Source organism: Streptomyces sp. ActVer, assembly GCF_027270795.1.
GTDB classification, from domain to species: domain Bacteria; phylum Actinomycetota; class Actinomycetes; order Streptomycetales; family Streptomycetaceae; genus Streptomyces; species Streptomyces umbrinus_A.
Window position 1 is genome coordinate 1 of the sequence record NZ_JAPWHT010000460.1, and the last position, 8,195, is coordinate 8,195.

Sequence of the window (8,195 nt, forward strand, 5' to 3'; positions counted from 1 at the left end):
CGCGCGGCTACCACCACCACCCGGGCCTGACCGCCGAACGCTTCGCCGCCGACCCGTACGGCTTGCCCGGCTCCCGCATGTACCGCACCGGCGACCTCGCCCGCTGGACCCCCGAGGGACACCTGGAGTACGCGGGACGCACCGACACCCAGGTCAAGATGCGCGGCTTCCGCATCGAACCCGGCGAGGTCGAGGCCGCCCTCACTGCACACCCCCAGGTCGCCCAGGCGGTGGTCGTCGTCCGGGACACGGCCGGGAGCAAGCAGCTCGTCGGGTACGTGGTGCCCAGCAGCCGGACAGTGCGGGAGGACTCCGTCGACCTGCTGGCCGGGATCGACGCCCAGGAACTGCGGGCCGCCGTGGCGCGGCGGCTTCCGGACTTCATGGTGCCGTCGGCGTTCGTGGTCCTCGACCGGCTTCCGCTCACCCCGAACGGCAAGGTGGACCGGACGGCGCTGCCGGAGCCGAAGGTCACCGGCCGCACGTACCGGGCGCCGCGCACCGCGCACGAGAAGGCGCTCGCCGCGGTGTTCGCCGAGGTCCTGGGCCTGGAGCGGGTGGGGCTCGACGACGACTTCTTCGCGTCGGGCGGCGACAGCATCCGCTCGCTCCAGGTCGTCTCCAGGGCCCGCTCCAGGGACGTCGAGATCACTCCGAAGCTGATCTTCGAATGGCGGACCGTGGCGGCGCTCGCCGAGGCCGCGACCACGATCACCACGGCTGACGGGACCGGCGTGGCCGACGAGGACGCAGGCGACGACTCGGTCGTACCGCTGCTGCCGGTCGCGCGGCATCTGCTCGACGCGGGCGGCGGATACGAGCGGTTCGCGATGGCGATGGCCGTGGAGCTGCCCGAGGGCATCGACCAGGCGGGCCTGCACGCGACGCTGGCCGCCGTGTGCGTGCACCACCCTGTACTGCGCGCACGGCTTGCCATCGCCGGCGACGACTTCGCCCGGCACGGCGACGGCGACGCGCCCCGGCAGGACGGCCCGACCCGGCACGGCGATGGCGAGCACCAGCCGGTTCTCCTCGTAGAGGACCCGGCCGCCCTCGACCCGGCCGCCCTTGTGCGTCGTACGGCATGGGAGGCGCCCGGCGAAGAGGCCGCCTGGGAGGAACTGGTCGCGGCCGAGCTGGAGTCGGCTGCCGGTCGCCTCGACCCGCGCGGCGGGGTCATGGCCCAGTTCGTGTGGTTCGATCCAATGCTCGCGGAGCGGGCCACGGCGCCCGGCACGCGAGGTCGGCTGCTCATCGTCCTGCACCACATGGTGGTCGACGGCGTGTCCTGGCGCATCCTGCTGCCGGACCTCGCTGCCGCCTGGGCACAGGTGCGCGACGACCGTTTCCCGCGCCTGCCCGGAGCGGGCACCGCGCCGGGCCGCTGGGCGCGCGCACTCACCCGCGACGCGCACTCCGCCGAGCGGCTCGCCGAACTGCCCCTGTGGCGTTCGGTCCTCGACGGCCCCGATCCACTCCTGGGCGCCCGGGACCTCGACCCCGAGGCGGACACCCGCACCACGCTCGAACACCTGCGGATCGGCCTGTCCGCCGAGGCGACCGAGAAGCTGCTCGCCGCGCTCCCGGCCGCGTACGGAGGTGGGGTGAACGACGGGCTGCTCACGGCCCTCGCGATGGCGGTCGCGCGCTGGCGCCGGGACCGCGGCGTGGACGCGTCAACGACGTTGGTCAAGCTGGAGGGGCACGGGCGCGAGGAGAGCGTGGTGCCGGGCGCCGACCTCTCCCGCACGCTGGGCTGGTTCACAACCGTGTTCCCGGTCCGCCTCGACGTCGCCGGCCACGACCTGGACAACGCGTTCGCGGGCGGCCCGGCTGCGGGCGCGCTCGTCAAGGACGTCAAGGAGCGGCTGCGGGCCCTGCCCGACAAGGGCCTCGGCTACGGCCTCCTACGCCACCTCAACCCGGAGGCCGGGGCCGAACTCGACCGGTACTCCGCGGGCCAGATCGGCTTCAACTACCTGGGCCGCTTCGGGGCCACGGACATGCCCGAAGACCTGCGCGGCCTGGGCTTCACCCCGGTCGGCGACCTGACCGCGCCGCGCACCATGGACATCCCCGCCATGTCCACTCTGGAGATCAACGCGGCGGTCCTCGACACCGGCGCAGGGGCCTGTCTGGAGACCGATTTCGCCTACCCGCCCGGCGTGCTCGGCCGCGCCGAGGTGAGCGAGCTCGCCGGGCTGTGGCGGACCGCGCTCGAAGCCCTGGCCCTGCACGCCGCCGGTCCGGACGCGGGCGGGCTCACGCCCTCCGACCTGCCGCTGGTCGCGGCCACGCAAGCGGACATCGACGGATGGGAGCGCCGCTACCCCGGCCTGGTGGACGTCTGGCCGCTGACGGCCCTGCAGTCCGGCCTGCTGTTCCACACGGAGCTCAGCGGCGAAGCCTGGGACCCGTACCAGATGCAGCTGACGTTCCAGGTCTCCGGGCACGTCGACGCGGACCGTCTGCGCGCCGCCGGGCAGGCACTGCTGGACCGGCACGCCAGCCTGCGTGCCGCCTTCACGACCGACGCCGCGGGCAACCGAGTCCAGGTCATCACTCAGGCAGGTGTCGGCCTCCCCTGGCGGGAGCTCGATTTCAGGGCACTGCCCGACCAGGAGCGCGACGAGGCCGTCGCCGCCTTCCTTGCCGACGACCACGCGGAGGCCTTTGCTCCCGGAACACCGCCGCTGCTGCGGTTGTCCCTGGTCCGCACGGGCGAGCTGTGCGCTGACGTGGTCCTGACGGTCAGTCACGTCCTGCTCGACGGCTGGTCACTGCCACTCCTGATGCGGGAGCTGCTCTTCCTGTACGGGTCCGGGGGAGACCCGTCGGTGCTGCCCCGCCTCCGCCCGTTCCGGGACTTCCTGCGCTGGCTCGACCGGCAGGACAAGGACGCGACGGCACGTGCCTGGGCGGCGGAGCTGGACGGTGTGCGCGAGCCGACACTGCTGCTGCCGGACGCCGTGTCAGGCCCGGGAGACCGGCGCACCGTCGGCAGCACGGGCATAGGGCAGGCCGAGGTGGGTCTGTCCCCGGACGAGGCCCGGGAGCTGTCCCGGCGTGCCGCCGAGCTCGGCGTCACCGTCAACACGCTCGTGCAGGGCGCGTGGGCGGTCCTGCTCGGGCAGCTGACGGGCCGTCAGGAAGTGATGTTCGGCGCGACCGTGTCGGGTCGCCCGCCGCAAGTGCCGGGATCCGAGGCGATGCTCGGCATGTTCATCAACACCCTTCCCGTACGGGTCCACTGCACCCCCGGCGCACCTCTCGCGCAGCTTCTGACCACGCTCCAGGAGCGGCAGGCCGCGCTGCTCGACCACCATCACCAGGGACTGACGGAACTGCACCAGACGCTCGGCCTGCCCACGCTCTTCGACACCCTGGTGGTCTTCCAGTCGTACCCCGTGGACCGGGCCGGGATCGTGGAGGCACACACCGCCGCGGGCATCGAGGTCACCGGCATCCGCCCGGTCACGGGCACCCACTACCCGCTGACCGTCATGGCAGAGTCCAGCCCGCACCTGCGGATCTCCCTCCACTACCAGCACGCCCTCTTCGAACCGTCCGCCGCGCACACGGTCGCGGAGCGCTTCCTGCGCGTGCTGCGCCGGATCGCGGACGACCCGCGGCAGCCGGTCGCCTCGGCCGACATCCTGGGGCCGGACGAACGCGCCCTGCTGCTCGGCACATCGATGGGCGCGGCGACACTCGCTGCGGTGCCGGAGACGACGGTCGCGGACCTCTTCGAGCGGCAGGCGGCGGCGACTCCGGACGCGGTGGCGGTGCTGTGCGACGGCGCTTCGGCGACGTACGCGGAGATCGACGCCCGGGCCGGTCGCCTCGCCCGGGAGCTGACCTCGCGTGGGGCCGGCCCGGAGACCGTGGTGGCCGTGTCCCTGCCCCGCACCCCCGATCTGATCGTGGCCCTCCTGGCCGTCTTCAAAGCGGGCGCCGCCTATCTGCCGATCGACCCCAAGTACCCCGGCGACCGCCTGGACCTCATCCTGAGCGACGCCGCGCCCGCCCTGCTCGTCACCGACACGGCGACGGCGGACGTGCTGCCCGCCACCGACGCGCCCGTCCTGCTCCTGGACACCGTCGACCTCGCGGAGCTTCCGGCGACCGGCTTCACCGACAGGGCCCGTCCGGGTCCGGCGGCCTTGGCGTACGTGATGTACACCTCGGGCTCCACCGGCACCCCCAAGGGCGTACTCCTGGACCACGCCACCGTCGTCAACGGCATCCGGCACCTCGCCGACCGCACCGGCATCACGGCGGGCTCCCGCGTCCTGGCCGCTGCCTCCGTCAACTTCGACGTCTCCGTTTTCGAGACCTTCACCACCCTGTGCCATGGCGGGATTCTCGATCTCGCCCAGGACGTCCTGGAACTGGCCGAACGCGACACCTGGCACGGCAGTGTCATCAGCACAGTGCCCTCCGCCTTCGCCGAACTCATCGACCAGATCACCGACAAGACGTCCGTGGAGACCCTTGTCTTCGCGGGCGAGGCACTACCCACCGGGCTCGTGCGGCGCACCCGCGAGGCGTTCCCGGATGTCCGGATCGTCAACGCGTACGGCCAGACGGAGTCGTTCTACGCCACCACATTCACCACCGACGGCACCGGCACGGGCAGCACCGCGATCGGTACCCCGCTGCCCAACATGCGCGCCTACGTGCTGGGTCCTGGTCTCACCCCGGCCCCGAAGGACGTGGTGGGCGAGCTGTACGTCGCCGGGCAACTGGCCCGCGGCTACCATCACCGCCCGGGCCTGACCGCCGAGCGCTTCGTCGCCGACCCCTACGGCCCGCCCGGCTCCCGCATGTACCGCACCGGTGACCTCGCCCGCTGGAACGACAACGGACACCTGGAGTACGCGGGCCGCACCGACACCCAGGTCAAGGTGCGCGGCTTCCGCATCGAACCCGCCGAGGTCGAGACCGCCCTCACCGCACATCCGGACGTCGGGCAGGCGACTGTCATCGCTCGTGACCCGGGCGGCACCGCCGGCGCCCGTCTGCTCGCGTACGTGGTCCTGGCGGGCACAGTCGACGTCACGGCTCTGCGCGCGTTCGCGGCGGCACGGCTGCCGGAGTTCATGGTGCCGTCGGCGTTCGTCGTTCTCGATCACCTGCCGCTCGCGCCCAACGGCAAGCTGGACCACAGAGCCCTTCCCGAACCACGGCTCGACGGCGAGGCCTACCGCGCGCCGCGCACCTCCCGTGAAAGGGCCCTGGCGGACCTCTTCGCACAGGTCCTGGGCGTGGACCGGGTCGGCGTCGACGACAACTTCTTCACGCTGGGCGGGCACTCGCTGCTCGCCACGCGCCTCACCGGGCGCATCCGTACAGAACTCGGCGTGGAACTGCCGATCCGCGCGGTGTTCGACGCCCCCACGGTCGCCGAACTGGCGCGGGAGCTCGCGACGGACCTCGACGTCCGGACGCCGCTGCGACGCCGGTCGAACCGCCCCAGTCAGGTGCCGCTGTCGTACGCGCAGCGCCGGCTGTGGTTCATCGACCGGTTCGAGGGCCCTTCGGCGACGTACAACATCCCGCTGACGCTGCGCCTGACCGGCGACCTGGACGTGGCCGCGCTGACGGCGGCGCTGGGAGACGTGGTGGCGCGCCACGAGAGCCTGCGCACGGTGATCGCGGAGGACGGCGAAGGCAATCCGCACCAGGTGGTGCTTCCCGTCGTGGAGTCCCGTCCGGACGTGCCGGTCGTGACGGTCGGCGCGGCGGAGGTCGCGGCCGCCGTGGACGAGGCGGCCCGACAGCCCTTCGACCTCGCCGCGGACATACCGCTGCGGGCCCGTCTGCTGCGCCGCGACGCCACGGATCACCTCCTGTGCCTGGTGCTGCATCACATCGCCGGTGACGGCCAGTCGATGGCGCCGCTACTGCGCGAGTTCGCCGCCGCCTACGCCGCTCGACTCGCGGGCCGCGTACCCCAACTGCCGCCGCTGCCGGTGCAGTACACCGACTACACGCTGTGGCAGCACGACCTGCTCGGTGACGCCGACGACCCGCACAGCACCCTGGCACGTCAGTGCGCGTACTGGAAGGCGGAGTTGGACGACGTCCCGCAGCCGCTGCGCCTGCCGACCGACCGGCCGCGACCGGCGGTGGCGAGCCACCGCGGCGACCAGCTCGACTTCACCCTCGAAGCGGAGCTCCTGGATGCCGTCGAGACGCTGGCCCGCGAGCGTGAGGCGACGACACCCATGGTGATGCAGGCGGCGCTCGCCGTGTTGCTGCACCAGCTGGGCGCGGGGGGCGACATCCCCATCGGTTCCCCCATAGCCGGCCGTACCGACGCCGCGCTCGACGGCCTGATCGGCTTCTTCGTCAACACCTGGGTGCTGCGCGCCGACCTGTCGGGCCACCCCACGTTCGCGGACCTGCTGGATCGGGTCCGGAACAAGGCGCTGTCCGCGTACGACCACCAGGACGTTCCGTTCGAGCGCCTGGTGGAGCTGCTCAACCCGGAGCGTTCGACAGCGCACCACGCGCTGTTCCAGGTGATGCTCGCCTGGCAGAACATCGACCAGGCAGGCCTTGGCCTGCCTGGCCTGCGGGTCACCCCCGTCCCGGCGAACACCGGCACCGCGAAGTTCGACCTCTTCTTCAACATGGCCCCTGACCCTTCCGGGGGTGCGTACGGGCAGCTTGAGTACGCGACGGACCTCTTCGACCACACCACGGCCGAAGGTCTCGTCGACCGCTTTGTGCGGGTACTGCGGCAGGTGGTCGCCCATCCTGGGACGCGGCTCGGGGCGGTGGACGTGCTCACCAGCGGCGAACGGGACTGGTTGACACAGCTCAACGAGACGACGGTGCGGGTGCCGGGGACGACGGTGCCGGAGCTGGTCGCCGCCCAGGCGGCGCGGACACCGGACGCGGTGGCGGTGGTATCCGGGCAGACCACCCTTTCGTATGGGGAACTGGAGGCCCGCGCCAACCGGCTGGCCGTGATGTTGCGTGAGCGGGGGGCCGGGCCGGACGTGCTGGTGGCCGTGGCCCTGCCGCGATCGGCGGACCTGGCGGTCGCACTCCTTGCCGTACTCAAGGCAGGCGGCGCATACCTGCCGGTCGACCCCAACCATCCGGCCACGCGTGCGGACCTACTGCTCACCACGGCCGATCCGGCGCTGGTGCTGACCGATGGGGAGACGGCGGCGGCTTTGCCGGAGTCCCAAGTGCCGGTACTCCACCTCGACGACCTGGACCTCGAAGGCCCTCCGGTCCAAGTCTCGGGCACAGGTGTCCGACCGGACAACCTGGCCTACGTGATGTACACGTCGGGGTCGACAGGAGTCCCCAAGGGCGTCGCCATCACCCACGCCAGTGTGGTGAACGGCGTGCGGGATCTGGGCCGGATCGCGTCTGTCGAGTCCGGTTCCCGGATGCTCGCGGCGACGTCGGTGAACTTCGATGTGTCGGTGTTCGAGATATTCACCGCGCTGACTTCCGGGGCGAGTGTCGAGATCGTCCGTGACGTTCTCGAACTCGGGGAGCGTGGCAGTTGGTCGGGCGCCACCATAAGTGCCGTGCCCGCGGTGTTCTCCGCACTGCTCGACGAGATCGGCACCGACGGCCCGGGCGGCCTTGAACTTGATGTGGAAACCGTCGTGTTCGCTGGCGAGGCGCTCTCGGCGGATCTGGTCGACAGGGTTCGCGACACCTTGCCCGGGGTCCGTGTCGTCAACGCGTATGGGCAGACCGAGAGTTTCTACGCGTCGACGATGACGCTCCCGCTGAATTCGGCTGGGACCGGTGCGACACCTGTCGGAAGGCCGCTGGCGAACATGCGCGCCTACGTTCTGGGGCCGGAACTGACCCTGGTCGCGCCCGGTGTGGTCGGTGAACTGTATGTCGCGGGCCTCGTCGCCCGTGGCTACCACCGGAGTGGCGGGGCGACTGCGGAGCGGTTTGTGGCGTGTCCGTTCGGGCCTGTCGGCGCGCGGATGTACCGCACCGGTGACCTGGCCCAGTGGGACAGCGACGGTCACCTGAAGTACGTGGGGCGAGCCGACACCCAGGTCAAGGTGAACGGTATCCGTGTCGAGCCGACCGAGATCGAGGCGGTCCTCGCCGGGCACCCGGCGGTCAGCCGGGCGGCGGTGACGGTTTGGGCGGACCACTCCGGCAACAGGCGGCTCGCGGGCTATGTGGTGCCAAGGGGCAGC

General features: G+C 71.8%; 1 protein-coding gene. It reads left to right on the forward strand.

What is annotated here, in order from left to right; all coding sequences use genetic code 11:
- A partial coding sequence (locus O3Q52_RS43910) for a non-ribosomal peptide synthetase (RefSeq protein ID WP_269654117.1) occupies positions 1 to 8,195 on the forward strand: 8,195 nt, incomplete at both ends.